This is a genomic window from Aminipila luticellarii (assembly GCF_004103735.1).
Lineage (GTDB): Bacteria > Bacillota > Clostridia > Peptostreptococcales > Anaerovoracaceae > Aminipila > Aminipila luticellarii.
The window spans coordinates 1,776,512-1,803,318 of sequence record NZ_CP035281.1 but is presented as its reverse complement, the minus strand read 5'-3'; the positions used below and the strand labels follow the sequence as shown (position 1 = coordinate 1,803,318).

The window sequence follows — 26,807 nt, the reverse complement described above, 5'->3', positions numbered from 1 at the left end:
CAGATTTCCTTTACTTTCTATTTATAATAATTCTTAATTGATTTAATAAGATATTCATTTCTTCCAGGGTACCAATGGTAATGCGGTTGTAATTCTCAATTCGCGGGGCTGTAAAGTGGCGGATCAGAATACCCCTTTTCTTCAATTCCTCGTAGATATAGGAACCTTTTATATCTTTCCGTTCAGCAAAGATAAAGTTGGCTTTGGAAGGAAGCACGGTAAAGCCCATACCTTTCAGTTCCTTTGAAGTATAGCTTCTGATTTCAGTAATTTTGCGGCATCGATCCCTATAATATTCGTCAGAATCCACGGAGGCTTCTCCGGCAAGGAGCGTCAAACGGTTCACATTATAGGGATTGGTGGAATATTTGATTTTATTCAGGTCGTCAATCAGCTCTTCGGAACCCAAAGCAAAGCCCAGACGTGCGCCCGCCATGGAGCGGGATTTGGAAAAGGTCTGCACGACTAAAAGATTCGGATACCGATTGATCAATGGATAACAGGACTCTGCTCCAAAATCCACATACGCTTCGTCAACAACTACTACATGAGCCGGATTGGTCTTGACGATCTCCTCTATTTCAGAAACGGATAAGGTCAGGCCGGTAGGGGCATTGGGATTCGCCAGAACAATTAATTTATGGAGATGGCAGTAATCCCGATAATCGATAGAGAAGTCCGCTTTTACAGGAATTTCAGTATATCGGATACCATGGAGAGCGGCAAAGACCTTGTAAAATCCATAGCTGATATCCGGAAAAGCGGCTTCAACGTCCTTTCCTCCAAAGGCCATAAAAGCAAAATTTAAGATTTCATCCGAGCCGTTGGAAACGTATAGCTGCTGCGGCAGAACCCCGTATAGCTCAGCAAGCCTATTGATCAGTGATGTACATGCAGGGTCTGAATACAATCGAAGCTTTTCTATTTCACGACGGCTTAGAATATCCAGTACCTTTGGAGCCGGAGGAAAAGGGGATTCATTGGTGTTCAGCTTGATATACGGAACATCCTGAGGCTGTTCGCCGGGGGTATAGACTTCAAGCCCCCGATATTTTTTATTCAGAAATCGGCTCATCCCATCCCATCCTTTCCGTCTTCCAGATCTTCCGCAAGCCGGACGGAAACGCTTCTTGCGTGAGCAGACAGACCTTCCTGCTCGGCGAAGTAAATAATATCGTCTGCTGCGGCGGAAAGAGCCGCTTTTGTGTAGTATGTGTATTGATATTTCTTCACAAAATCATCTACGGAAAGAGGGCTTGAAAATCTGGCAGTACCGCTTGTGGGAAGGGTATGGTTCGGGCCTGCCATATAATCCCCAAGAGCCTCAGGGCAATTTTTCCCTAAGAAAACAGAACCTGCGTGGCGGATACGGTCTAAATAGTCGAAGGGATTGTCTACACAAAGCTCCAAATGCTCCGGAGCGATTTCATTGGCAATGTCTATAGCCGTTTCAAGGTTCGGAGCGACGATAATTTTGCCGTTATTTTCAATAGAGGAACGAGCGATTTCCTCTCGAGGAAGAACTGAAAGCTGCCGTTCAAGCTCCGATCGGACCGATTCAGCCAGCCTTGGACTGTCGGTCACTAAAACAGCACTGGCCATTTTGTCATGCTCTGCCTGAGAAAGCATGTCGGCCGCCACCTGTCCGGCCTGACAGGATTGATCTGCTATAATCAAAATTTCACTGGGCCCGGCAATCATATCAATGTCCACGCTGCCAAATACTTGTTTTTTTGCTTCGGCTACAAAGGCATTGCCCGGACCCACTATTTTATCCACTTTAGGAATAGTCTCTGTGCCATAGGCTAAAGCTGCGACCGCCTGGGCGCCCCCTACTTTGAAGATGCGGTGGACACCGGCTATTTTAGCCGCAGATAGAATAGCCGGAGGAACCGTTCCGTTTTTACCGGGCGTTACCATAATAATTTCTTTTACGCCGGCTATTTTGGCAGGAATACAGTTCATGAGCACAGAGGAAGGATACGCAGCCGTACCGCCGGGTACGTAAAGTCCGACCCTGTCTAAAGGAACAATTTTCTGACCTACAACAATGCCGCTGCTTTTGTTCTGGATAAAGCTGTTCCGAATCTGACAGCTGTGGAAGGAAGTAATGTTGTCAGAAGCTTTTTTTAAGACTTTAATAAACTGGGGATCCGTCGATTCAAACGCTTGACGGATTTCTTCCTCGGAAACCTCCAGCCTTTCAGGAGCACCTCCGTCAAATTGTGTACAATAGTCCAGCAGGGCGGAATCCTTCTGTTCTTTCACCTGCTGAATGATGCGGGAAACGGTATCTTCCACGCCTGTAGGAACGGTGCTTCGCTGAAAAATATCTGCACGGTTCATCTCGTTGTATGATAAAATTCTAATCATATGTCCTTTCTCCTTCGCTTGATGCGGAACATTGCAGCTTCATATGGCTGCAAATATCTTCTATCCGGCTGCTTTTAAATTTAAAATTGGCTTTGTTTGCTATCAGTCTGGCGCTGATCGGGAGGATCGTTTCCACTACCTCCAAGTTATTTTCCCTTAAGGTGGTTCCTGTTTCCACAATATCAACGATCACATCTGAAAGATTTAAAATAGGAGCCAGTTCAATGGAACCGTTTAATTTGATGATGTCAATATCCCGGCAATGGCTTCGGTAATATTGCTGGGTAATATTTTTAAATTTTGTGGCGACCCGAAGGGTTTTATCTGTATTATCTCGAAATCCTTTTTTAGCCGCTACTGACAAACGGCATTTTCCGATATTTAAATCCAGAAGCTCGTAGACCTCCGGCGTATATTCCATCAAAATATCTTTTCCGGCAACTCCGATGTCGGCAGCGCCCCGTTCTACATAGATGGCTACATCAGAAGGCTTGACCCAGAAATACCGAATACCGGACTCCGGATTCTCAAAGATTAGCTTCCGGTTGGTATCGCTTATAGAAGGGCAGGGGTATCCCGCTGCCGCAAACATATCATAGACTTTCTTTCCAAGCCTGCCTTTGGGCAGTGCTATATTAATGATCTGATCCAAAGCTGGTAATCCTCCCGTCCTTTATTTGAATTAATTTTCTGTACCGGAGCTTTTCAGGAATTTGTTTTTGTACCTGAGCGCTCCGTCCGTTTTTGTTCAGCTCTTCTACTGTTTCTGTTACAGCTTGTATATCCTTGTCCGAGGAATAAAGCACCAGTACATCCACATCATAAGCCCTTTGTGTATCCGGTAAATATTCCAGACGATTCAGGTAAAGGGCAAAACCAATAGCACCTGCCTGTTTGTCCATTCTTTGCAAGAGCTTGTCATATCGGCCTCCGGAAAGGACCGCAGCTGGGATTCCGTCTATAAATCCTTGAAAAACGATTCCGTTGTAATAGTTCATCCCATTGATAACGGAAAAGTCCATTTGTACATGCTCACAGCCGTTTAATTTTAAGATTTCACCTATACTTTTTAACTCTTCTATAAAACAGTCCATTTTTTCATTGGTACTGATATGCTGTAGTTTCTTTAACACCGAATCTATGGAGCCGTAGGTTGAAATCAACGCCATCAGCTTTTTATAAATTTCCTGATTCATACCAGTCTGTTCGCACATTTTTTCTATACCATGTGCATTTTTTTCATTGATGAATTGAAAGATTATTTTTTCCTGCTCTCCGTTCAAATGCAATTCCTCCAGAAGTGAGGAGACGATGCCCATATGAGAAAGAGTAAGAATGGAGCGGCTGCTGATGAGCTCAAGGCTTTTATAGGCCAGCAGAAGCACTTCACACATGTGATAGAGATCAATGTCTCCTATACATTCAAGCCCGGTCTGCATAAACTCTTTATATGTATGGGTATCCTTGGAAACCCGGTAAACATTTTCACTGTAATATAATTTTTGTATGGAATCGCTTTTCTTCTTTGCATTTTTTATAATGGAAAGGGTTACATCCGGCTTCAATGCCATCAGCCGGCCGTTGGTATCGGTGAAGGTTATAATCTGATCACTGAGCAGGAAATCCTTGTTGCGGGCATACAGATCATATTCTTCAAATTTTGCCATCTTAAATGGGGCATAGCCATAATTTTTATAGAGCCTGCGCAGGTTTAGGATGGTTTTTTCTTCTTCTTTTAAAAAGCTTTCTTTTTGATTCATTCTAAAGTCTCCTGATGATTGAATTCCGTATCAATTTATGGGAAATACAGCTGTTTGATTTAACACGATAATAATATAACACGTTAATGTGATAAAGTAAAGAGAAAAAAGAAAAATTTGTGTAAAAACACAAAAAATCGATGCAACATTGTGAAATGTCCCATCGATTTCAACGTTTTGTATTTATAGAAGAGCAGATATATGCTTCATGGTTCGGATCAGCTGGCAGACATAGCTGCTTTCGTTGTCATACCAGGCAACGACTCGAACCTCGAATACGCCGGTTCCGCTGCGGGCAACAAGGGTTTGCGTAGCGTCGAAAAGGGAGCCGTATTCCATTCCGATAATGTCGCTGGAGACCAGTTGTTCTTCGGTATAGCCGAAGGAAGCAGAAGCCTCTTTTCTCATGGCCTCATGGATTCCTTCCAGCGTGACGGTTTCTGAAGAATCCTTCAAAACGGCATCCAGAATGGTAAGAGAGCCGCTTGCTACAGGAACTCGCTGGGCTGAACCGATCAGCTTGCCGTCAAGCTCCGGGATGACTAATCCGATGGCTTTTGCCGCACCGGTACTGTTTGGAACAATATTGATGGCGCCCGCTCTGGCACGGCGGAAGTCATTTTTCCGATGGGGGGCATCCAGAATCATTTGATCACCTGTATAAGCGTGAATGGTCGTCATAAATCCGGTTCGGATTTCCCTGTAATCGTTCAGAGCCTTTGCCATCGGAGCAAGGCAGTTGGTGGTGCAGGAAGCAGCTGAAATAATGTTGTCCTCTTTTTTCAGTGTATTCTCGTTTACGCCGTAAACAATGGTGGGTAGATCTTTTCCGGCAGGAGCGGAAATCAGGACTTTTTTTGCACCGGCCTTCACGTGTGCCTGAGCTTTTTCTCTGGACGTAAAGAATCCGGTACATTCCAGAACGATATCTACGTCCAGGGCCTTCCATGGAAGGTTGGCAGGATCGGACTCTTTATAGAGCCGGATTCTCTTTCCTCCTACGGTTATGGAGTCGTCATCACTTTCAATGGTATATTTGGTATATTGACCCTGTACGCTGTCGTGCTTGAGCAGATAGGCGAGCATATCCGGTTTTGCCAGATCATTAATAGCGACCACTTCAAAATCCGCTTCTTCAAAGATGTGTCTGAAGGTCAGTCTTCCGATTCTACCAAATCCATTAATTGCAATCTTTCTTTTCATATTGCAGGTTCCTCCTTTAAACATTCGCAGTATTATTTTGTCTGATTCAAATTGAAGCTATACATGTTTCAGTATTACTGTTTTGAACGGGACATGGATTTTTCCATGTGTATTCGCATGGCCAGGGTCCCCGCCTCAATATCCTTGTTCTTAAATGCTTCAAATATTGCCCGGTGTTCTTCTAAAACCTCTGCCAGATAATTCTCTGGGTACGAGGAAGGCTTTCGGCTGTGCTTGATATAGATCTGATAAGAAGAAAGCACATGCTGCAGCATTCTGTTGTGGGAAGCCGTATAAATCAGCTGATGAAAACCGGTATTAATGTTTAACATTTTATCAATGTCATTTTTTTGTGTGTAAAATTCCATGAATTCAAATGTTTCTTCCAAATCTTCCATTTCCTCATCCGTAATGCGTTCAATCGCCCATTTTACGGCTTGGACTTCATAAGCTTTACGAAGTTCGTACATATCAGCCATATCCTGAGCGGAAAAGCCTATGACAAAGGCTCCCCGATTGGGAATCGTTTCAATAAGACCTTCCATTTCCAACTGTCTCAAAGCTTCTCTTACCGGGGTTCTGCTGACCTTATACTTATCACAGATGCTCTGTTCGGTAAGCTTTTCCCCTGCACGCATTTTCCCTTGAAGAATATCTTTTTGCAGTTTAGAAAAAAGACTGTTGGAAATAGGGAGGTTCTGGGATTTCGCATGTTCGTTATGTTGATAAAGTACCATTTCTTAAGCCTCCAATTTGATATTAAAGCTGGGAGAGGACGCAGTGTGCAAAAGCAGCCGCCGTTTCTCCTGATGCGTCACCGGTCATATGTGTATGATCCTTGGCAAAGTTCAGTGCAGCGGAAAGCTCATCTGCTTTATCCGCATACCCGATATGACGGAGCATCATCTCGGAAGCTTTCAGGATGCTGGAAGGATTGGCATAATCAGCGATGCCTTCTGCGACCATTCTCGGAGCACTTCCGTGAATGGCTTCAAACATAGCGTATCGTGCGCCCACGTTGGCACTTCCTGCTGTACCCACGCCGCCTTGGATCTGAGCGGCTTCATCCGTTATAATATCTCCGTATAGGTTGGGTAATATAAATACATTGAAGCCGGAGCGGATTTGCTCGTTCACCAGATTTGCGGCCATAATATCCACATACCAATCATCTACTTTGATATCCGGATAATCCTTTGCTACTTGATAGCATAAATCTAAGAATTTGCCGTCTGTCTTTTTCATGATATTGGCTTTTGTGACAATAGAAACGTTCTTATTGCCGTTTGCTTTCGCATATTCAAAGGCAGCTTTGGCGATTCTTTCCGTTCCGCCTGTAGTAGTGACTTTAAAATCGATGGAAATGTCTTTGCTGATTTCTACCCCTCGACTGCCGAGAGCATATTCCCCTTCCGTATTTTCTCTGTAAAATACCCAGTCGATATTTTTCTCCGGAATAGAAACAGGACGTACATTAGCAAATAAATCCAGTTCACGTCTCAGTGTAACATTCGCACTTTCGATGTTAGGCAGATTATCTGCTTTGCTGGGGGTCGTGGTAGGACCTTTTAAAAGAATGTGGCATTTCTTTATTTCAGCCAGTACATCCTCCGGTACCGTAGCATTTTTTGCAATCCTGTTTTCGATGGTCAGGCCGTCAATCGTGCGTAATTCAATTTTACATGAAGCGAGCTCATCTTTCAATAATTCCTGTAAAACTCTTTTGGCTTCCGCTACAATGACCGGTCCGATTCCGTCCCCGTCAATAATGCCGATAATGATCTTATCTATGGCTTTAAAGTCCACGAATTCATTGGAAGCCTTCATCCTTTCCACTCTCGCGAGCTGCTCTTCAATAATTTTTTCGAACTCTTTTATATATTCCATGCCGATGCTCCTTTATTTTGCTCCATTTATTGAATTGATCTTTCCGCCGCATAAGATCATTTGGATCTCCAGCTCAGAAAAGTTCGTAAGGGTCTTATATTCTTTTCCGTTATCTAAATTGTTCACCACAACAACGCCTTCCTGAATCTGCTTTTTTGCCTGCCGGATAACAAGCTGCTGTCCGATAGCAAAATCATCATAATCTGCCGGGTTTTCAAACACAAGAGGCATGATACCGCTGTTGATCAGATTGGAACGATGAATTCTGGCAAAGGATTTTGCCAGAACAAATTTTACGCCCAGATAAAGGGGCACAAGTGCCGCATGCTCTCTGCTGCTGCCCTGACCGTAATTTTCACCGCCAATAATAGCACAGCTTCCCAATTCCTTACATCGGGCGGCAAACTGGCTGTCAATCTTTTCAAAGCAATAGTTTGAAAGGTGAGGAATATTGGAACGGTAAGGCAGGAGCCTTGAATCAGACGGCATGATGTCGTCCGTCGTAATGTTGTTGCCTGCATGAAGAGCTACGGCTGCCCGTACTTCATCAGTCAGAGCCGTATTCCTTGGGAAAGGCTTAATGTTCGGACCCATTTCCACTTCGGTATTCTGTTTATCTGCTCCTTCCGGATAAATGATAAAGTGATCGTTAAAGCTAAAGCTTACGGAAGGAATATCCGGAAGTTCTCTGCCGCAGCTCATGCCGTCCGTGAGAACACCGGTAATGGCGGAAATGGCCGCAGTCTCAGGACTTACAAGGTAAACATCCGCATCTAAGGTGCCGCTCCTTCCTTTAAAGTTTCGATTAAAGGTCCGGAGGGAAACCGCACCGGATTTCGGAGATTGTCCCATACCGATGCAAGGGCCGCAGGCATTTTCAATGATTCGTGCTCCCGCATTGATCATATCTGCCAAAGCTCCGTTCTCCGCAAGCTTGGATAATATTTTACTGGAGCCCGGCGAGATCACAAGACTGACGTCTTTATGAATTTTGTTGCCTTTTAAAATAGCGGCCACCTTCATTAAATCGGTATAAGAAGAATTCGTACAGCTGCCGATGGCTACCTGATCAATTTTTATAGAGCCTATATTTTTTACAGAATCTACATTATCCGGGCTGTGGGGCATCGCAGCTAAAGGCGTAAGCTCTGACAGATTTACTTTCAGTATTTCGTCATAGACAGCATCTGCATCCGCAGCTAATGGGGTGAAATCCTCCGGCCTGCCTTGCTCTGTCAAGTACTTTAATGTATTTTCATCACTGGGGAAGATGGAGGTGGTAGCGCCAAGCTCTGCCCCCATATTGGTAATGGTGGCTCGGTCTGTAACGGAAAGGGATTTTACTCCTTCGCCGGTGTATTCTACGATTTTACCTACGCCGCCCTTTACCGTGAGCTTTTGAAGTACATATAAAATGACGTCTTTAGCGGAGACCCAAGGCCTTAAGCTTCCGGTAAGCTCTACCTTGATAACCTTGGGAACGGTCAGGCTGTACGTACCTTTTGCCATGGCCATGGCTACGTCCAGTCCGCCTGCACCGATGGCGATCATACCCAATCCGCCGCCGGTAGGTGTGTGACTGTCCGAACCCAGCAAGGTCTTTCCCGGTTTCCCGTAATTTTCTAAATGTAATTGGTGGCAGATGCCGTTTCCGGGCTTAGAAAAAAGAACGCCGTGTCTTTGAGCCACGCTTTTGATAAAGGCGTGGTCGTCCGCATTTTCAAAACCTGTTTGAAGGGTATTGTGGTCTATATATGCAACAGAAAGCTCTGTTTGAATTTTATCCACATTCATGGCTTCGAGCTGGAGATAAACCATCGTTCCGGTTGAATCCTGAGTTAAAGTCTGATCCATTTTTATGGTGATTTCATTTCCGGGGGAAAGTGTGCCATCCAGAAGGTGGCTTTGTAAAATTTTGTAGGCTAAAGTATTTCCCATTTAAGTCCTCCTATGTTAAAACTAAAACATTGTATTTATGTATACAATTATACAAATGTAGAACAGTTTTGTCAAGAAGAGGATGGATATTCCTCCGATACTTTAGCATAGTTTGAAGACTAGGAGTGAAAGGCCTCACAGAATGCGGAAATTCCGCAGGTTTCACATTTCGGCTTTTTTGCGTCACAGCAGTATCTGCCGTGAAAAATCAGGCTATGGTGCGTTCTGGACCACCTTTCCTCGGGGATGGCCTTCATCAGAGCCAGCTCTGTTTTTAATACATCCTTTTCATGGACTAGGCCGATTCGATTAGAAACTCGAAATACATGCGTGTCTACCGCGATTCTCTGGTGACCAAAACCCACGGAAAGAACTACATTAGCGGTTTTTCTTCCGACACCGGGCAGTTCGACCAGTTTGTCATAGTCGTCCGGAACCTGTCCGTCATACTTTTCCGTTAAAGCTTTACATAGGGCGATAATGTTTTTCGATTTGGTCTTATACAGTCCGATCCTTTTTATAAGAGCCTGAACGTCTTCTTCACTGGCCTCCGCCAAAGAAGCGGCATCGGGATAGGCTGAAAATAAGTTTCCCGTGACCTGATTCACGCTTTTATCGGTGGTCTGCGCTGAAAGAACCACCGATATTAAAAGCTGAAATACAGACTGGTGATCCAGAGCGCAATCTGCTTCCGGATACATCTCTTCCAATTTATCTAAAAGTTCATTTATTTTTTGTTTAGTAAATCTCATCGTTTTATAACCTCCAATTTTTATTATTATATACCCTTTGAGCTGAGAATGTAACAAGGACTTACCACCGTACCGGGGGATAGGGAACAAAAAAAGCAGCTGGAAATCCAACCGCTTTTATAATAGCTTTTATTTATTTGCTCCGCAGCATTTCTTATATTTTTTGCCGCTGCCGCAAGGGCATGGATCATTTCTGCCGGGCTCTTTTTCTTTCACCACGGTTTTTGATTTTTTAAATTCTTTTACAATTTGTTCCCGTTTTTCAATAGGAAGGACTTTGTCCCAGGCAGGAATGGAATACAGATAATCTGCTTCCGCGCCAAGCATATTGAAGAATAGCTTTTCAAAGTCGATGTCCAGCTTGATATCCGAATTTTCATCGCATTTTTCGATGTCCAGTTCCTTCTTTAAGCTGCTGTTGATTCCGTCAAGAAACCCCATAAAGATCACAGGATCCGCATCATATTTGGCCTGCATTTCCTGAAAAGTACCGCTGAGGGTTTTTTCATGATTTTCCAGAATATCGGTATAAATCGCTGTCTCCGTATCACTGTATTTTTTCCAGAAATCAGGGAATGTTTCATCGGTCTGGTTATTGATTAAATCTTGCCACTGTTCATATAAACTCATGTGTTCACCTCTATTATTTATTATATAATTTTTTTGCTATTTCAAGAACGTCTCCCATAACGGCACTTCCGGTAGGAAGCGGGCCGGCGCCTTTGCCGTAGAACATTACCTCACCCACGGCATTTCCCGTTACATACACCGCATTAAACTCATTGCTGACAGATGCCAGCGGATGAGAATTTTTTAATACCATCGGCTTTACGCTATATTCCAAGTGGGAACCATTTTTATGGGCATAAGCGAGGAGCTTGATCTTGCTGTCTTCCGCTTTTGCTGCTTCGATATCCTGCTGTGTAATGCTGCTGATCCCTTTTGTGGGAATATTCTTTGGCGCAACGTACTTCTTAAACATAATGGAGATCAGAATAGAAAGCTTATTTGCTACATCGATGCCTTCCACATCAGCTGTGGGATCCGCTTCTGCAAAACCTAATTCCTGCGCCTTTTTAAGCACATCCTCATACTGCAGACCGAACTCGGTCATTTGCGTAAGAATATAATTGGTGGTTCCGTTTAAAATCCCCTGAATTTCCACAAATTCATTGGCTTGCAGAACCGTAGTAAGAGCATTTATAATAGGAATTCCGCCGCCGACGCTGGCCTCATATCGAAATTCCACCTGATTGGCCTTTGCGGTTTCAGTCAGCTTTTCAAAATTGGCGGCAACGGCAGCTTTGTTGGCTGTTACCACACTTTTTTTATGTTTCATGGCATCGAGCATGAAGGTCGTTGCAGGTTCTATTCCGCCTAGAAGCTCAATGACGATGTCTATCTCAGGATCTTTAAATATATCGTCGGGATCTTGTGTAAACTGTTCCTGACAAACAGCAATATCTCTTTTCTTCGTGGTATCCCGTTCGAGAATCTTGCTGATTTCAAAATTGAGACCGGTTGCCTCCACCATATGCACTTTATTCATTTCAAGAGTCTTGTAAGTGCCAGTTCCAATGTTACCTAAGCCCAGTAGTCCGATTTTGACTGTTTTCATTTCTATACCTCCTACTAGATAATTACAGATTATTATATACTATTTAAAGGGGTTTGTCTTTAACTTTTTAGAAAGAGCATTGTGCATGGTGTTTTTTTCGGCAGGATGTGATACTATAGAATAAGACTTATAATTTTTAGAATGGAAGGTGAACATATGGCAATTCACATCGTTTTTGTAGAACCGGAGATTCCGCCTAACACAGGGAACATTGCGAGAACCTGTGCGGCCACAGACAGTGTTCTTCATCTGGTAGAACCTCTGGGCTTTTCTATAGATGATAAAAGTGTTAAAAGAGCAGGTCTGGATTACTGGCCCTTTGTAAAGCTTGAAGTACATGAGAGTCTGGACGCTTTTATGAAAAAATATGGGAACAGGCAGCTGTATCTGGCAACCACCAAGGGAGGCCGAAAATATGCGGATGTAAAGTTTAAGGATGAAGATATGATTCTGTTTGGACGGGAGACGGCGGGACTTCCGAGGGATTTTATTGAAGCACATCAGGAGAAGGCGATCCGTATTCCTATGAGCAGGGATACGAGACTGAGATCCTTCAACTTGTCCAATTCTGCCAATATTATTCTTTTCGAGGCGTTGAGACAGTTAGGATTTCCCGGATTGGAGTAAAATTTCTAATTCTTGTTAGTTTGGGGTGGAAATATTACCGTTTTGTAGTATAATTATTTTGAGTAAGTTTGCTTATGCTGTAGTTTGAGGTAAAACATGAAACTTGGGTACGATCTGACAATTGAACAAACACAGAAACTTGTAATGACGCCTGAATTAATTCAGGCGATTCAAATATTGCAGTTCAATACACAGGAATTGGACAACTATGTACAGGAACAGCTTCTGGTCAATCCCGTACTGGAGCAGGCCAGTCCGTCTGACCCGGTCGAAGTGGGTGAAAATACAGAAATCAGTAAAGAATCAAGCGAAAGAACCAGGGAACTGGATAGTGATCGATTGGGCAGCAATGAACTTAGCAGTAATGAATGGGCGGAACATATAAAAGAAAGAGAATACGATGATATCAGCTATAAACAGGGAGAATATGTAAAAGATGGCAAAGAATATTCTTTTGAACAGTTTGTTACATCAGATGTGACCTTACCGGAACATCTGATGTTTCAGTTACAGTTTGCACCAATAAAGCCAAACTATAGAAACATTGGTAAATACATTATAGAATCCTTGGATGATAACGGTTATATGACACTGACCGTAGAAGAAATCGCACGGGCATTAAAGGTTTCTGAAAAAAAAGTCCATACCGTGCTTTGTGCGATTCACGGATTTGAACCGGCGGGCGTGGCTGCCCGTGATCTGAAAGAATGCTTGTTGATTCAGCTTGAGAATCGGGGCGAACTGACCGAGCTTGCAGAACGTGTCATTCAGGATTATCTGGAAGATATCGCGGCCAACCGACTGGCAGTCATTGCCAGAGAGCTTGGCATCACGGTGCAGGAAGCACAGGAAATCAGTGATCTGATACGAAGCCTGGAGCCGAAGCCCGGCAGACAGTTTGCATCGCAGGCAACGACCAGATACATTGTCCCGGATATTATTGTAGAAAAAGTGAACGAAGAATATATCGTTACGATAAATGAAAGCAGTGCGCCTAAACTGATGGTCAGTTCCTATTACGAAAAAGTGCTGCGAGAATCTCACAACGACACCAATCTGACAAAATTCCTGTCCGGCCGGCTCAATTCAGCCGTATGGCTTATCAGGAGCATCGAACAGCGGAAACAGACCATTTATAATGTAGTAAGCGCTGTGGTAAAATACCAGCAGGAATTTTTTGATAAGGGTCCGAAACATTTAAAAACGCTGACCTTGAAGCAGATTGCAGAGGAGGTAGGCATCCATGAGTCTACAGTAAGCCGGTCTATAAATGGGAAATACATGCAGAGCCCAAGAGGAGTGTTTGAAATCAAATATTTCTTTACCAGCGGCGTGGCAGGAAATCAGGGAGAAGGAATTTCTTCCGAAAGTATCAAAACGTTCATCAAGGAAATTGTGGCCGGAGAGAATCCGAAGGCTCCTTACAGCGATCAGGACATGGTAAAGCTCCTGAGCGACAAGGGAATCGAGATTTCCAGACGCACGGTCGCAAAATATCGGGATGAATTAAATATTCTTTCGTCATCAAAGCGAAAAAGGTATTGATTATTAATAACAGTTAATAATATAAAAGAATCGAATTGCAAGGTTAAGCAAAGGTTGAAAGTTTAAAAAAATGTTAAGAGCAGAGAATGCTAGGAGGAGAGAAAATGGCGATTAAAGTTGGCATTAGTGGGTTCGGTCGTATCGGACGAGTTGTAATACGTGCAGCGATGGACTTTGAGGACATCGAAATATGCGGAATCAATGTACGTAATGCAGATTTAGAGTATATGGTATATATGCTTAGGTACGATACTATTTTTGGAAGATTTCCAAAGAGCCTGGATGTATACGATAAGGGACTGATTATCGACGGTAAAAAAGTTCCTGTATACAGCGAAAGTGATGCCGAGAACATTCCTTGGGCGGAATGCGGAGCAGAATACATAGTAGAAGCTACGGGTGCGTATGTTACGACAGAAGCATCCATGAAGCATATCAAAGCGGGTGCGAAAAAAGTCATCATATCGGCACCGGCAAAAGATAAGGTCACGCCTACTTATGTAATGGGGGTGAACCATGAAGCTTACAACAAAGATATTCATGTGGTTTCCAATGCATCCTGTACAACAAACTGTCTGGCTCCGCTGGTAAAGGTACTGGAGGATAACTGGGGAATTGAACAGGGACTGATGTCTACCATTCATGCGGCTACGGCCAAGCAAAAGGTGGTTGACGCCCGTTCCATGAAAGACTGGAGAACCGGACGATCTTCTTTCGGCAATATTATTCCTTCCTCGACGGGAGCTGCTAAAGCTGTTGGCCTTGTCATTCCTTCCGTGCAGGGAAAGATGACCGGTATTTCATACAGAGTTCCGGTGGCGGATGTTTCTGTAATCGATTTGAATGTACAGCTGAAAAACCCTGCTTCCTACGAAGATATCTGCCGTAAGGTAAAAGAGGCTTCCGAAGGAGCTATGAAGGATGTCATCGAATATGTGGATGATGAGGTCGTGTCCAGTGATTTTATCGGGGATCCGCATACTTCCATCTTTGATGCCAGAGAAGGCATCATGCTGAATGAAAAATTTGTAAAGCTTATCGCCTTTTATGATAATGAGTACGGTTATTCCAGTAAGATTCTTATGCTGATTCAGCATATGTATAAGGTAGACAGAGCATAATAAAAAACTATGATTTGGGGAGATCAGAATATGAAAAAAACCGTAAGGGATATTGAAGTTTCGGGAAGAACGGTGATTGTCAGATGTGATTTTAATGTGCCCATGCAGGATGGCGCCATTACAGATGATATTCGAATTACTTCTGCCATGCCTACAATTAAATATTTGATTGAAAAGGGGGCGAAGGTAATCCTGATGTCTCATTTGGGGCGGCCTGAGGGAACAGCAGACATGAAATATACGCTGAATCCTGTTGCGGAAAGGCTTGGCCAGCTCTTGAACAAGGACATTTGCTTTATCAGTACGCCTGAGGTGGTAAATGAAGAGGTGAAAGAAAAAGCGGGCAGCCTGAAAGCCGGTGAAGTGATGCTTCTTGAAAATGTTCGCTTTAGAAAAGAAGAAACCAAAAATGGTACGGAATTTTCAAAGGAGCTGGCAGGACTGGCAGACATTTTTGTAAACGATGCCTTTGGAACGGCACACAGGGCTCATTCCTCCACGGCAGGCATAGCGGATTATCTTCCGGCTGTTTCAGGCTTTTTAATTGAAAAAGAAGTTCAGTTCCTGGGCAATGCTGTGGAGAATCCGGAAAGACCGTTCGTGGCTATTATGGGCGGTGCCAAGGTAGGAGATAAGATTCTGGTCATAGAGAATCTTTTGAAGAAGGTGGATACCCTCATTATCGGAGGAGGTATGGCCTATACCTTCTTTAAGGCCAAAGGCTACGAAATCGGAACCTCCATTCTGGATGCCGAGAATGTGGGACTGGCGGCAGAGCTTCTTAAAAAGGCAGACTCCATGGGTGTTAAGCTGCTTTTGCCAGTTGATATAAAAGTAGCAAAAGAATTTGCAAACGACTCTGTGGCCGCTTATTGCGACATGGATCAAATTCCGGCGGGGATGATGGGACTGGATATCGGTCCTAAAACCCAAAAGCTTTTTGCGGAGGAAGTCAGAAGTGCGAAGACGGTTGTATGGAATGGACCGGTAGGTGTATTTGAAATGCCTAATTTCGCGGAGGGCACCATTGCGGTGGCCAGAGCTCTTTCGGAATGCGGCGGCATCACCGTTATAGGCGGCGGGGATTCTGCGGCAGCGGTAGAGCAGTTTGGTCTGGCGGATAAAATGACTCATATTTCAACAGGCGGCGGGGCTTCTCTCGAATTTCTGGAGGGAAAAATCCTTCCGGGTATTGCCTGTTTGCAGGAGAAATAGAAATCAGATCCATTGAGATTTTTATTGATCATGCGGAAGCGAAAAAAGGAGGAGCTCATGATTAGAAAACCCCTGATAGCAGGAAATTGGAAAATGTTTAAAACGACTGAGGAAGCAAAAGCTTTTGCGGCGTCTTTTAAAAAAATATATGAAAGCTCAGATATTCAGGTTGCCATATGTGCGCCTTTTACTCAATTAGGAGCTTTAAAGGAAGCTTTTAAAGGAACGGATATTAAAGTGGGAGCTCAGAATATGCATTTTGCAGAGGAAGGAGCTTTTACAGGAGAAATATCGGCGGCTATGCTTCAAGAAATTGGCGTGGACTATTGCATTATCGGTCACTCTGAAAGAAGACAGCTTTTCGCCGAAACGGATGAAACCGTAAATAAGAAACTGCACAAGGCTTTTTTGGCAGGTATTACGCCGATTCTCTGTGTGGGAGAGAGTCTGGAGGAGAGAGATGCAGACCGAGCCTTTGATGTGGTGAAATCACAGCTGGTCAAAGGGTTGGAAGAAATCACAGCAGCTCAGGCAGAGGTTCTAGTAATCGCTTATGAGCCTATCTGGGCCATAGGAACCGGAAGGACTGCCTCACCAGAACAGGCCAATGAAATGTGCGGGTTTATCCGAGACGTCATAGACGGACTATATGGTGAGATTGTGGCAGATAAGACCATTATTCAATATGGGGGAAGTGTAAAACCTTCCAATGCTACAGAAATCATGAATATGGAAGAAATCGACGGAGCTTTGGTAGGCGGTGCCAGTCTGGTGCCGGAAGAGTTTATTCAAATTGTAAATTTTTAGATATATGGGAGGTAACTAGATGCCATTTATAGAAGATGTAATTGCACGTGAGGTGCTTGATTCCAGAGGAAATCCAACGGTGGAGGTAGAAATCTATCTTGAAGACGGAAGTATGGGACGCGCCATTGTGCCTTCCGGTGCTTCGACCGGCATACACGAAGCTGTAGAGCTTAGAGACGGCGACAAAGAACGGTATTTGGGAAAGGGAACCTTAAAGGCTGTTGAAAATGTTAATGATATTATTGCGGAGGAAATAATCGGATACAATGTTTTAGATCAGGTGGGACTGGATAAGCTGTTGATTGATCTGGACGGAACACCCAATAAAGGAAAGCTTGGAGCAAATGCTATTCTGGCCGTATCCATGGCTGCCGCCGATGCGGCAGCGGACAGCTTAGGTCTTCCGTTGTTTCAGTATCTTGGCGGTGTGAACGGAAAGACACTTCCTACGCCTATGATGAATATTTTGAACGGCGGTTCCCATGCGGACAACACGGTAGATATTCAGGAATTCATGATTATGCCGGTAGGGGCTCCTACTTTCAGAGAAGCCCTGCGAATGGGTGCGGAGGTATTTCATAATTTAAAGTCGGTTCTCAAAGGAAAGGGGCTCAATACATCCGTTGGGGATGAAGGCGGATTCGCGCCAAATCTTGCAACCAACGAAGAAGCCATTCAGGTTATTATTGAAGCAATCGAAAAAGCCGGATATGAACCGGGTAAGGATATTATGCTTGCATTGGACGCCGCCGCAAGTGAATTCTATGATGAAAAGACAAAGTCTTATAACTTAACAGGAGAAGGCGTGACCAGAACAGCGGAGGAAATGGTAGCTTATTATGAAATGCTTGTTTCCAAATATCCGATTATTTCTATTGAGGACGGTCTTGCCGAAGACGACTGGGATGGCTGGAAGCTGTTGACAGATAAACTCGGAAAAAAGATTCAGCTGGTGGGCGACGATCTGTTCGTAACAAATACGGAAAGGCTGGCGGATGGAATTAAGAAGGGCGTAGCAAACTCCATTCTGATTAAGGTAAACCAGATCGGTACGCTGACCGAAACCTTTGATGCCATTGAAATGGCTAAGAGAGCAGGGTATACGGCCGTAGTTTCCCATAGAAGCGGAGAAACAGAGGATGTGACCATCGCCGATATCGTAGTAGGTTTAAATGCGGGACAAATAAAAACAGGCTCCCTGTCAAGAACCGACCGAATCGCAAAATACAATCAGCTGCTTCGAATCGAAGAACTGCTGGATACCTCCGGTCAGTATGCCGGGATGTCCGCGTTCTACAATTTGCGAGGGTAGTCGAGCAAATTATTAAACAGGCTTTTTTCAGCTTGACTGGAAAAAGCCTTGATTTTTTAGGGGACTTGTGGTAGACTTTAGAAGTTAATCATGTATAGGAGGTGCAGAGATGAAAACATTTCTTATGATCGTGCTTGCAGTTGCCAGTATTGTTTTGATTGCAAGTATTTTGTTGCAATCCGGAAACAGTGCAGGACTGTCCGGTTCAATCGGAGGCGGTGCGGAGCAGCTGTTCGGCAAGAAGAAGAGTAAGGGATACGAAGCTATTTTGAACAAAATTACTACAGTGGCAGCCGTTTGTTTTATTGTTGTTTCGTTAGCATTAGTTACTATTGAATAATTGATCGTTAAGATCCTTATTATAGACTGAAAATTGAATATATTATTTTGCTTTAAGAGGTGTCTGGGACGCCTCTTAAATGTTGTTAAGGAGGGAGAACGTATTATGAGTATTTTTGCTCTGACGGCCATTGCTGCGGCAATTATTGCTCTGGTATTTGCTTATGCCCTTACAGCATGGATCAACAGAGTTCATGAAGGCAATGAACGAATGAAGAAGGTGTCCGGCTACATCAGAGAAGGAGCAATGACCTTTCTGAAGCGGGAATACAAGACGATGACTATCGTACTTGTAGTGCTCGCCTTGCTGATCGGAATTCTGATCAACTGGATTTCCGGCATCCTTTATGTAATTGGAGCTCTGCTTTCCCTGCTTGCCGGATACTGCGGCATGAACATTGTCACAAAGGGTAATGTGAGAACAGCCAACGCAGCACTGGAATCGGGAATGAGCAAAGCGCTTAAGGTTGCTTTCAGATCCGGTTCTGTGATGGGACTTTGTGTAACCGGATTGGGACTTCTTGGATTAAGTGCCATCTTTGTTACATTAGAGATGGCAACAGTAGTGCAGTGCATTACGGGGTTCGGCTTAGGTGCATCTACCATAGCGCTGTTCGGACGCGTAGGCGGAGGTATTTATACGAAGGCTGCAGACGTGGGTGCAGATCTGGTGGGCAAAGTAGAGGTCGGTATTCCGGAGAATGATTATAGAAATCCGGCGGTTATAGCCGATAATGTAGGAGATAATGTGGGGGATGTCATTGGTATGGGTTCGGATCTTTTCGAGTCCTATGTCAGCTCGATTATTGCAGCCATTATTCTGGCGGCAGTGGCAGCGGCCAATTCTCATGGAGCCTTTAATGAAACGGCAGCCGCTTTATTTCCGCTTGTTATGGGTGCTGTAGGCATCTTTGCTTCCCTCATTGGTATTATGGGCGTGAGAAGCAAGGAAAGAGGAAATCCTTCACAGGCTCTCAATATGGGAATATACCTTTCAAGTCTGGTAGTTTTTATTGCTTCCTTTCTCGTCTCAAGACTCATGTTGGGCAGCTGCAGGTATGCGGTTGCAATTGTTGCAGGACTGATTTGCGGGGTGATAATAGAGAAGATTACGGAAGTATATACCTCTGGTGATTACAGGTATGTGAAAAACATTGCAGAACAATCTAAAACCGGTGCGGCTACTACAATTATTTCAGGGTTAGGCGTCGGTATGATGTCTACCGTATGGCCGATTTTATTTATTGCAGCCGGAATTTATACGGCATTTCAATTTGCCGGGTTGTATGGAATTGCGCTCTTTGCCGTTGGTATGCTTTCCACGACCGCAATGGCTGTAGCAATGGCCGTGTACGGACCTGTATCGGATAATGCCGGGGGGATTGCAGAAATGAGCGAACTTCCTGAGGAAGTCAGAAAAATCACAGATAGGTTAGATGCCGCAGGAAATAAAGCAGCGGCTGTGGGAGAAGGATTTGCCAATGCATCTGCGGCACTTACTTCCCTTGCCTTGTTCATATCCTATGTAAAGGTTTCAGGGATTAAAGAACTCAGCTTGCTTGATCCAATGGTCATTATCGGAATCTTTATCGGTGCTATGCTTCCTTTCTTATTTACTTCTCTGACGATGAATTCTGTAGGAAAGGCGGCCAATCTGATTATTGAAGAAGTGCGAAGGCAGTTCAGTTCAGATAAGGGCATTATGGAGGGAATATCCAGTCCAGATTATGCGACCTGTGTGGATATTTCGGCTAAGGCTGCCCTAAAAGAAATGGTAGCACCGGGTTTACTGGCTATCATCGCTCCTCTGGCAGTGGGCATTATTTTTGGCTCGGAAGCCTTGGGAGGCATGCTTGTCGGAGTTCTTCCGGCAGGCGTCCTGCTTTCTATCATGATGGCCAACGCCGGAAGTGCATTGAACAATGCGAAAAAGTATATTGAGGAAGGTCATTTCGGCGGTAAGGGTTCGGATATCCATAAGGCGGCAGTTGTAGGGGATACGGTGGGAGACCCGTTAAAAGATACTGCCGGGCCGTCCATTAATATTTTGATTAAATTCATGACGATTGTAGCTATTGTCTTTTCCCCTTTATTTGCAGCGATAGGTGGATTGATTTAATCGGTTATAGGGTGATTAGGATACCGCTTCGAAAGAGGCGGTATTTTTAGTGCGGAACGACAGAAGAGTTCTGCCCGCAATGGCTGTAGATAACAAAAAAATGTTGAAAATATCTGAAAAATACTCACTTTTATTATGATATAAAACAATTATAATTGTAATTAAAAACAAATAATATAAAAATATATTGTTAAAAATAACAAAAAATTATTGACTATCCAACAAATAAGTATTATTATAGTAAAGAACAAAGCAAATCTAAACGATTTAAATATATAGCGACAAGAGAGGAAGGATAGTCATGAAATACAATTTTCCAGTAATAAAAACAACGCATCCGAAAGAGAAACCAGATCCGGATACCTTGCGTTTTGGACAGATTTTTACCGATCATATGTTTATGATGGAGTATAGTCCGGAGCAAGGCTGGCATAACGGAAGAATTCAACCCTATGCTCCGCTTCAGCTCGACCCTGCTGCTGCGGTTTTTCATTATGCTCAGGAGATGTTCGAAGGCTTGAAAGCATATAAATCAAAGGATGGAAGAGTTCTTTTATTCAGACCGGATATGAACGCGAGGAGAACGACAAACACCAATGAAAGAATGTGTATTCCCCACATAGACGAAGAATTATTTGTGGAAGCGATAAAAGCCGTTGTAGGCGTTGACAGAGAATGGATTCCAAGTAAGAAAGGCACTTCCCTATACGTGCGTCCGTTTATCATTGCTGATGAACCTTTTCTAGGGGTGAGACCGGCAGACCATTTCTTATTTATGATTATCTTAAGTCCGGTGGGACCTTATTATGAAGGGGGTCTGGCGCCGACAAAGATTTATGTAGAGAATGAATTTGTAAGAGCTACACCGGGGGGGACTGGTGCCGCTAAAATAGGCGGGAACTATGCCGCCAGCCTTAAGTCTCAGGAGAAAGCCCATGAAAGCGGGTATGAGCAGGTTCTGTGGCTGGACGGTGTGGAAAGAAAATATGTAGAAGAGATTGGGACCTCTAACGCTTTCTTTAAGATAGGAGACGAAGTTGTCACTGCACCGCTTACCGGAACTATTCTGCCGGGTATTACAAGAGATTCTGTTATAAATCTTTTAAAGCAGTGGGGAATGAAGGTTTCTGAAAGAAGAATGACCATTGATGAAGTTTTTGAAGCAGGAAAGTCCGGAAAGCTGGTTGAAATGTTTGCAACGGGTACAGCAGCGGTTATATCGCCTGTAGGAGAGCTTTCATGGAAGGGTGAAAAGGTTACGATAAATAATGGGGAGATTGGTGAATTATCCCAGAAACTTTACGATGAACTTTATGGACTTCAAATTGGCGAAGTGGAAGATAAACTGGGATGGACCGTTGAAGTGTAAAACCTCTTGGCGCATTTAATAAAAATATATACAGCATGGAAGCAAAGTCTTGTTATGGGGCTTTGCTTTTTTTAATGTAAAAAATTTTTTTAAAATTATTACATTAAAAAACAGGAATTAGCGAATTTAGTTTTGAATTTTATATTTTAGCAGGAGTAAAAAACTATATTTTGACCATACTAAGACTGAGAAAAAAGAGAGGAGTTTGAAGCAATGAAGAAAAGACGAATTTTTCTGGGACTTTTATTGGTTATCGCTCTAATGGTCTTTGCCGCATGCAGCAATAATGATGACGGAACAACGACAGATCCCAATACACCGAATACCGTAACAGATGATAATGGCACAACAAATGGCACAAACGACGACGCAAATAAAAATTTAAATGAAGCTGGTGACGATATTAAAGATGCTGCGGATAATGCCGGTGATGCGGCTAAAGATCTGGTAACAACAGACGGCGCTGTGGATAATAACAACAATAATAATCTATAATCAATAAAAGGATAAAGGGTGGCTGTTTGCCATCCTTTATATTTAAGAGATAATAAGGATTTTTTCTCTATACCGTTTTCAGTATTTCCTACATATAAAAAATGCTTTTTAAAATGAAATTGTGGTATACTGAACATATGAGTAAAATAATAATGGATAAAAAGAAAAAAGAAAAACAAAAATCCGGTGTACCGTTTATAAAGAGGCGCAGCAGTTCTCATAAAAAAGAAGAAACGGTGCAGGGAATCTTATTAAAGAATAAAAAAGGATTTGGCTTTGTCACGCCTGAACCCAGTGAGGAAAGTCCTGAAAGTGAAAAAGAAAAACAGGATATTTTTATTGCGGGAAAAAATTTAAATGGAGCGATGAACGGTGATCTGGTGTCTGTTGTCTTGTCTGCAAAAGAAAAGGACAACCGATCGAGAGAAGGTGTTATCGATAAAATCATTTCGCACGGGGTAAAAGAAATCGTAGGAACCTTCGAAAAAAATAAACGGTTTGGATTTGTAGTACCGGATGATAAGCATTTTACCAATGAGGACGTATTTGTTAAAAAAAGCGATTGGAAAAATGCGGAGACCGGTGATAAGGTAGTTGTGCAAATTACGAAATATCCGGAAGAAGGAAACAATGCAGAGGGAAAAATTACTGAAATAATCAGTCGGTTTGGAGAAACAGGAGGAGACATTAAAGCGCTGATCAGACAGTACAATTTATTCCAGACCTTTCCAAGCAGAGTAAATGCCGAGGCAAAGGCTGTTTCTAAGGTAAAGCAGCAAGGAGAAGAAGGCTTCGAGGCTATAAGGGAAGAAGAACGCAAGGGAAGAACAGATCTTAGACAAAAGAAAATTATTACCATAGACGGGGCAGACGCCAAAGATTTGGATGATGCCATTTCTATTGAAAAGTTAAGTAACGGCAACTATTTGTTAGGAGTACACATAGCCGATGTAAGCCACTATGTGGCAGAGGACGGACCTATGGATAAGGAGGCTCTGAAGCGGGGGACCAGTGTTTATCTGGTAGATCAGGTCATTCCTATGCTGCCAAAAGCTCTTTCCAATGGCATATGCAGTCTGAATGAAGGTGTGGACCGATTGACTCTTTCTATTTCCATGGAAATAGACTCTACGGGAGAAGTGGTACGCCACGATATTTTTAAGAGTATTATCCATTCGGCTCACCGCATGGTTTATGATGATGTTTCGGATATGCTTGAAAAAAATGCGGTAGATCTGATTTCCAAATACGACGATATCTATAAAGACATTTTGTCCATGAAAGAACTGGCAGATATTCTTCATAAGAGGAGAGATCTGAGAGGAAGTCTGGATTTTGATTTTGACGAAGCCTATATCACACTGGATGATGCCGGCATTCCGGTTACGGTGGAAACGGCGGAAAGGCGTATCGCAAATCAGATTATTGAAGAATTTATGTTGATTGCCAACGAGACGATCGCTGAGCATTTCTATTGGATGGAGGTTCCGTTTGTTTATCGTGTGCATGAAAAGCCTGCACCGGACCGAATGGATGAATTTAAAAATTTTGTCAGAGGTTTTGGTATCGCCATAAAGGGCAATACTGAAAATATTCATCCGAAAATTCTCAGTGACATACTGAAAGAAGTAAAGGGACAGTCTTATGAAAATGTAGTGAATACGGTTATGCTCCGGTCTATGAAAAAGGCATTCTATGATGTCTCCTGTGACGGCCATTTTGGACTGGGCGTTAAATATTATTGTCATTTTACTTCTCCTATCAGGCGTTATCCGGATTTAATCATACACCGGATCATAAAAGAAATCATTGATGGCGGTGTAAGTGAGAAAAGAAACAAGCAGCTTCGGAAAAAAGCAGATATGGCCTCAGATCTTTCCTCAAAGGCAGAACGGCATGCTCAAGAATTGGAACGGGAAGTGGAAAAGCTTAAAAAGACGGAGTATATGTCATACCATATCGGGGAGTGCTTTGAAGGTGTGATCAGCGGAATTACCACATATGGTTTTTATGTGGAGCTGCCCAATACCATAGAAGGTCTGGTCAGGATAGAAAGCTTGAAGGATGACTACTATGATTATGAGCAGGCTAAATATCGATTTATAGGCCAACGGACCAATAAAATTTTTACGTTGGGAGATAAGGTAAAGATACAGGTATTAAGAGCGAATGTAGAGGACAGAGAGATCGATTTTGCGATGGCAGAGGAAAAATAAGGAGGAAACTGAAAGTTTCTGGTAGATAAAGCTGTTGAATTTATGTATGAGATTTGCAAGCCACATTTATGATGGCTTGCAAATCTTCAAAACGGGGAGATCAACTCAGGCCGTTTGGTTTTGATATAGCGGAGAGAGCATCTCCTGCTTCATCCACTAAAATATTTTTTTGTGCGATATCACCTAAAGCGACAATGCCTACCAGTCTGTCGTTAGATACTACAGGTAATCGCCTGATCTGGTGATTAGAGAGCAGCAGAGCAGCGTCGTGAGCATTCATGCTCGGTGTGGCACAGGTAATATTTTGCGACATAACATCCTGAGCTTTCAGATTCTGATTTCCTTCAGCAACAGCCCGAAGGACGATGTCTCTGTCTGTAATAATTCCCAGGACACGGCCGGAATCATTGCAGACGGGAATAGAGCCGATGTTTTCCTGTTTCATTTGTTTTGCGACTTGTGAAATGGGACTGTCTGCCCGAACACAGCTGACACATGAGGTCATAATGTCTTTTACCAACATAAAAAAAACTCCTTTCGTAAACAGTAAATGGACTGGAAAGTATGCAAAAAGCAAACTACTTTAGTAGTTTGCTTTTTTTCTGTTTTTTTATGCCATGGGAAAGCACATTTCCATTAATAGTTTCTATACTTGTCGGGCCGCCAAAAGGATGGCATGAATAAGGTAATTACCGTGAACAGTTCCAATCTGCCGATAATCATGAGCAGACATAAAACCAGACGCAAGGGTTCACAGTAGATGCTGAAATTTCCCGTAGCCACATCGCCAAAGCCAATTCCTACATTGGAAATCATAGCTATGGCGGTGGAGAGCGTAGTCAGCAGATCCAGGTTTTGCAGGGACAAAAGAATACTTGCAAAAACGATTAAAATAAAATAGACCATAATAAACACGGTAGTATAGGATACTCTGAGGGCTGACACCGCATTACTGCCGACTTTTACGGCAACCACGGAGCGGGGATGAATCCTTCTGGTAAATCCTCTGGCAATCAATTTACACATGACAAGAAAACGGATGACCTTTATTCCGCTGGCTGTGGAAAAGGAACAGCCGCCGATTAGCATCAGAATAGTCAGTATGACCAAACTGAAAGACGGCCAATCAGCATAGCCCGTAATGGAAAAGCCGGCGGTGGTGGCCATGGAAATCACCTGAAATACGCCGTATCTGATGGATTCTGTAAAGTCGTAGGTCTTGGTCCAGTACAGGTTCAGCGTGACAAGAACAGCGCCTAAAACGATGAGAAACAGAAAGGTCCTCAGTTCGATGTTTGTCAGAACAGCTTTCCAGCTTCCGTGGATTATAAGAAAATACAGGGTAAAATTTAAAGATGCCAGTAAGGTAAAGGTTCCGATGACTACATCATTATAAAAGCTGCCGTAATGGGAGAAGGTCTGGTTTATATCGCCTAAGCTGCTGGTGCTTACGCTGCTCAGCGTGTTGACCAGTGCGTCAAAAATATTCATCGGTCCCATCCAAAGAAGAAGAAATTCTGCTGCTGTAAACGCAATATATATAATATAGAGGTATTTTGCTGAATCAGAGGTCCGATTGGTTATTTTGCCTAAAATCTGACCGGGAACCTCGGATTGAGCCAAGGTTTTCCCCTCCATACCAAAAGCCGGCAGGACAGAGACGCACAGAATCAGAAAGCCTATGCCGCCCAGCCAGTTGCAGACCATTTTCCATAGAAGAAGACTTTTGGGCAGGACGCCCAAGTCAAAAAGAGTCGCGCCGGTGGTAGTCAAAGAGGATATGGATTCAAAGAGGCAATCAATAACGGAGATCGTGTGATCGCAGGCCAGATACGGGAGCGCACCCAACAGGCAGGCAGTGAGTCCGCCTGTGAAAACGATCAGATATCCGTCCCGCATTCGTATAATTCCCCTTGCCGAACGCAAAAAATAAAAGACTGCATAAGCAATAAAAACCATTGTGACAGCCAATGCCATGAATACCTTAAATTCCTCCCACTCCCCGTAATATAAAGCGGTAACGGCAGGTACGAGCATAGAAAGCCCCATAATGATCGGTATAATGCTGATAAATTTTAAAATCATGCGATAGTTAAACGACATAATAAAAC

Annotated in this window: 24 protein-coding genes; 11 read left to right on the top strand and 13 right to left on the bottom strand. The window is 43.4% G+C overall.

Annotation, left to right across the window (positions count from 1 at the left end):
• Positions 1–10: 10 nt before the first annotated feature.
• The 11 genes from hisC to EQM06_RS08325 all read right to left on the bottom strand — a co-directional run bounded on the left by hisC (position 11) and on the right by EQM06_RS08325 (position 11,531).
• On the bottom strand, positions 11–1,075 hold the full coding sequence (gene hisC / locus EQM06_RS08375; RefSeq protein ID WP_128745880.1) for a histidinol-phosphate transaminase: 1,065 nt from the start codon (positions 1,073–1,075) through the stop codon (positions 11–13).
• On the bottom strand, positions 1,072–2,373 hold the full coding sequence (hisD, locus tag EQM06_RS08370) for a histidinol dehydrogenase (RefSeq protein ID WP_128745879.1): 1,302 nt from the start codon (positions 2,371–2,373) through the stop codon (positions 1,072–1,074). Before hisD ends, hisC begins: the two co-directional genes overlap by 4 nt.
• The gene (hisG, locus tag EQM06_RS08365) at positions 2,366–3,025 is read right to left on the bottom strand and encodes an ATP phosphoribosyltransferase (RefSeq protein WP_230974946.1); all 660 of its coding nucleotides are present in this window, start codon (positions 3,023–3,025) and stop codon (positions 2,366–2,368) included. The genes hisD and hisG overlap by 8 nt, the downstream gene beginning before the upstream one ends.
• Complete coding sequence (locus EQM06_RS08360) at positions 3,009–4,133, bottom strand: ATP phosphoribosyltransferase regulatory subunit (RefSeq protein WP_128745878.1); 1,125 nt, start codon at positions 4,131–4,133, stop codon at positions 3,009–3,011. The genes hisG and EQM06_RS08360 overlap by 17 nt, the downstream gene beginning before the upstream one ends.
• 183 nt (positions 4,134–4,316) lie before the next feature.
• Positions 4,317–5,336: a type I glyceraldehyde-3-phosphate dehydrogenase gene (gap, locus tag EQM06_RS08355; RefSeq protein ID WP_128745877.1), complete on the bottom strand. Its 1,020-nt coding sequence runs from the start codon at positions 5,334–5,336 to the stop codon at positions 4,317–4,319.
• Positions 5,337–5,410: 74 nt separating this feature from the next.
• On the bottom strand, positions 5,411–6,073 hold the full coding sequence (locus EQM06_RS08350) for a GntR family transcriptional regulator (protein WP_128745876.1): 663 nt from the start codon (positions 6,071–6,073) through the stop codon (positions 5,411–5,413).
• Between the two features lie 22 nt (positions 6,074–6,095).
• Positions 6,096–7,223: an isocitrate/isopropylmalate family dehydrogenase gene (locus EQM06_RS08345; protein WP_128745875.1), complete on the bottom strand. Its 1,128-nt coding sequence runs from the start codon at positions 7,221–7,223 to the stop codon at positions 6,096–6,098.
• 12 nt (positions 7,224–7,235) lie between these two features.
• The gene (locus tag EQM06_RS08340) at positions 7,236–9,161 is read right to left on the bottom strand and encodes an aconitate hydratase (protein ID WP_128745874.1); all 1,926 of its coding nucleotides are present in this window, start codon (positions 9,159–9,161) and stop codon (positions 7,236–7,238) included.
• Between the two features lie 119 nt (positions 9,162–9,280).
• On the bottom strand, positions 9,281–9,913 hold the full coding sequence (gene nth, locus EQM06_RS08335; RefSeq protein WP_128745873.1) for an endonuclease III: 633 nt from the start codon (positions 9,911–9,913) through the stop codon (positions 9,281–9,283).
• Positions 9,914–10,042: 129 nt separating this feature from the next.
• Entirely contained in the window at positions 10,043–10,543 is a 501-nt protein-coding gene (locus EQM06_RS08330) for an SEC-C metal-binding domain-containing protein (protein ID WP_128745872.1), read from the bottom strand.
• 13 nt (positions 10,544–10,556) lie between these two features.
• Complete coding sequence (locus EQM06_RS08325) at positions 10,557–11,531, bottom strand: homoserine dehydrogenase (RefSeq protein ID WP_128745871.1); 975 nt, start codon at positions 11,529–11,531, stop codon at positions 10,557–10,559.
• Positions 11,532–11,687: 156 nt separating this feature from the next.
• On the opposite strand from EQM06_RS08325, the gene trmL reads away from it, so the two are divergent.
• The 11 genes from trmL to rnr all read left to right on the top strand — a co-directional run bounded on the left by trmL (position 11,688) and on the right by rnr (position 24,696).
• On the top strand, positions 11,688–12,158 hold the full coding sequence (gene trmL, locus EQM06_RS08320) for a tRNA (uridine(34)/cytosine(34)/5-carboxymethylaminomethyluridine(34)-2'-O)-methyltransferase TrmL (protein ID WP_128745870.1): 471 nt from the start codon (positions 11,688–11,690) through the stop codon (positions 12,156–12,158).
• Positions 12,159–12,254: 96 nt separating this feature from the next.
• A complete protein-coding gene (rpoN, locus tag EQM06_RS08315) occupies positions 12,255–13,703 on the top strand; it encodes an RNA polymerase factor sigma-54 (protein ID WP_128745869.1) in 1,449 nt (482 codons plus the stop codon).
• A 104-nt stretch (positions 13,704–13,807) separates the two neighbouring features.
• The gene (gene gap, locus EQM06_RS08310) at positions 13,808–14,824 is read left to right on the top strand and encodes a type I glyceraldehyde-3-phosphate dehydrogenase (RefSeq protein ID WP_128745868.1); all 1,017 of its coding nucleotides are present in this window, start codon (positions 13,808–13,810) and stop codon (positions 14,822–14,824) included.
• 30 nt (positions 14,825–14,854) lie between these two features.
• Positions 14,855–16,039 (top strand): phosphoglycerate kinase, encoded by a 1,185-nt coding sequence (locus EQM06_RS08305; RefSeq protein ID WP_128745867.1) that lies wholly within the window; start codon positions 14,855–14,857, stop codon positions 16,037–16,039.
• 60 nt (positions 16,040–16,099) lie between these two features.
• On the top strand, positions 16,100–16,846 hold the full coding sequence (tpiA, locus tag EQM06_RS08300; RefSeq protein ID WP_128746830.1) for a triose-phosphate isomerase: 747 nt from the start codon (positions 16,100–16,102) through the stop codon (positions 16,844–16,846).
• A 19-nt stretch (positions 16,847–16,865) separates the two neighbouring features.
• Positions 16,866–18,158: a phosphopyruvate hydratase gene (gene eno, locus EQM06_RS08295; RefSeq protein ID WP_128745866.1), complete on the top strand. Its 1,293-nt coding sequence runs from the start codon at positions 16,866–16,868 to the stop codon at positions 18,156–18,158.
• A 109-nt stretch (positions 18,159–18,267) separates the two neighbouring features.
• On the top strand, positions 18,268–18,498 hold the full coding sequence (gene secG / locus EQM06_RS08290) for a preprotein translocase subunit SecG (RefSeq protein WP_128745865.1): 231 nt from the start codon (positions 18,268–18,270) through the stop codon (positions 18,496–18,498).
• Positions 18,499–18,603: 105 nt separating this feature from the next.
• Positions 18,604–20,616, top strand: coding sequence for a sodium-translocating pyrophosphatase (locus tag EQM06_RS08285; RefSeq protein ID WP_128745864.1), 2,013 nt, complete (start codon positions 18,604–18,606; stop codon positions 20,614–20,616).
• Positions 20,617–20,917: 301 nt separating this feature from the next.
• Positions 20,918–21,985, top strand: a complete 1,068-nt coding sequence (locus EQM06_RS08280; RefSeq protein WP_128745863.1) for a branched-chain amino acid aminotransferase — start codon at positions 20,918–20,920, stop codon at positions 21,983–21,985.
• Between the two features lie 213 nt (positions 21,986–22,198).
• Positions 22,199–22,480, top strand: a complete 282-nt coding sequence (locus tag EQM06_RS08275) for a hypothetical protein (RefSeq protein WP_128745862.1) — start codon at positions 22,199–22,201, stop codon at positions 22,478–22,480.
• 152 nt (positions 22,481–22,632) lie between these two features.
• Positions 22,633–24,696, top strand: coding sequence for a ribonuclease R (gene rnr / locus EQM06_RS08270; protein WP_205666534.1), 2,064 nt, complete (start codon positions 22,633–22,635; stop codon positions 24,694–24,696).
• Between the two features lie 100 nt (positions 24,697–24,796).
• On the opposite strand, the gene EQM06_RS08265 is transcribed toward rnr, so the two are convergent.
• Together EQM06_RS08265 and EQM06_RS08260 are read right to left on the bottom strand one after the other, a co-directional pair.
• Positions 24,797–25,219: a CBS domain-containing protein gene (locus tag EQM06_RS08265; RefSeq protein WP_128745860.1), complete on the bottom strand. Its 423-nt coding sequence runs from the start codon at positions 25,217–25,219 to the stop codon at positions 24,797–24,799.
• A 113-nt stretch (positions 25,220–25,332) separates the two neighbouring features.
• A complete protein-coding gene (locus tag EQM06_RS08260; protein WP_128745859.1) occupies positions 25,333–26,799 on the bottom strand; it encodes a TrkH family potassium uptake protein in 1,467 nt (488 codons plus the stop codon).
• Positions 26,800–26,807 lie beyond the last annotated feature (8 nt).